We start from the raw sequence: 851 nt of genomic DNA, 5'->3' as shown, positions 1-851 counted from the left end.
GGGTTGAAGATGTTGGCGTAATAAGTGCGCCAAAGGTCGTGGCTGGCGTCCTCGGGGGGGGGCGACTGTTCGGCGGTTTCCTCGAAGGACAGTTCGCCTGCGATGAAGCGGGCGGTGAGGGTGGGGGTGGCGATGACCCAGTCCATGTCGCCGAAGCGCCTGGCGAAGAAGGGCGCGGCGGCCTCGGTGATGGGGTTGTCCGGCTCGAACCAGGCGGCGAAGGCGCGGCGGTTTGCGCCCGGCGCCGTCACCTCGTTGAAGCGGACGAAGGCGTGCATCTTGTGGATGTCGCGGCCGACCTCCTTGCGCTGGTGCAGGAGCTTGCGCAGCGCGTCATCGGCGCGGCCGCCCCAGCGGATCTCGCCGCGCCCGAGGCGGAGGACAAGCGCGTAGGCACGGGCGAAGCGCTCGGGGTCGCGGTGGTAGAGGGAGCTTTCGATGTCGAAGAGGGCCTGTTTGGACAGGCGGATTTCGACGGGCGGTCCTTTTGGCGCTTCGCCTGCGAAAAGGTCGGTATCGTCCACCTGGGTCCAGCGGACGTGCTCGGCGGCGATGCCCTCGGCGGCAAGGCGGCGGGCCTCGCTGCGCCACGCTGCCACGGAGCCGATTTTCGGAAGCCGAGCCGTCAGCATCAGAAGAGCGACAGTTGTTCGGGCGGCGGGGCGAAGCGGTCGCGCAGGTTGGCGTCATCGGTCAGGCCGCGCGGGGACCAGCCGGGGCAGGTGATGAAGGGCTTCGCGTTCTTCAGGTTGCAGCCGATCTTCAGCAGGTCGTCATAGCGCAGCGTCCGGTGGCGGCGGGCGGCGAGGATGCGTTTGACGGAGGTCGTGCCGAGGCCGGGGGTGCGCAGG

At 69.0% G+C, this 851-nt stretch carries 1 protein-coding gene and 1 pseudogene; both read right to left on the bottom strand.

Translation table 11 applies throughout. From position 1 onward, the window contains the following. The coding region (locus DYI42_RS23950; protein ID WP_213549636.1) for a TIGR03915 family putative DNA repair protein at positions 1–632 on the bottom strand (632 nt) is incomplete at its 3' end. Beyond that, positions 632–851, bottom strand: a pseudogene (locus DYI42_RS23945) (putative DNA modification/repair radical SAM protein); the annotation flags it as partial. The gene DYI42_RS23950 and the pseudogene DYI42_RS23945, both read right to left, overlap by 1 nt.

Source organism: Vannielia litorea (assembly GCF_018424695.1).
In the GTDB taxonomy this organism is placed as follows: domain Bacteria; phylum Pseudomonadota; class Alphaproteobacteria; order Rhodobacterales; family Rhodobacteraceae; genus Vannielia; species Vannielia litorea_A.
This window is presented reverse-complemented; position numbering and strand designations above follow the sequence as displayed.